At 70.9% G+C, this 234-nt stretch carries 1 protein-coding gene; it reads left to right on the top strand.

All coding sequences use genetic code 11. The features are described from left to right. On the top strand, positions 1-234 hold a 234-nt coding region (locus OH705_RS28795), incomplete at both ends, for an FAD-binding oxidoreductase (RefSeq protein WP_267303645.1).

The following is a 234-nucleotide window of genomic DNA, read 5'->3' as shown; positions in this document are numbered from 1 at the left end:
CCTGTCCGGCGGCGCCGTCGCGGCGAACGGCGAACTGGTGCTGAGCCTGGAGCGCATGAACCAGGTGCTCGAGTTCGATGCGGTGGACCGCACGCTGACCGTGCAGGCCGGCATGCCGCTGGAAGCCGTGCACAACGCGGCGCGCGAGCACGGGCTGGTCTATCCCGTGGATTTCGCCGCACGCGGCTCCTGCGCCATCGGCGGCAACATCGCGACCAATGCCGGCGGCATCCG

Origin of the sequence: Pseudomonas sp. BJa3 (genome assembly GCF_026343815.1) — a bacterium.
Lineage (GTDB): Bacteria > Pseudomonadota > Gammaproteobacteria > Pseudomonadales > Pseudomonadaceae > Aquipseudomonas > Aquipseudomonas soli.
This window is presented reverse-complemented; position numbering and strand designations above follow the sequence as displayed.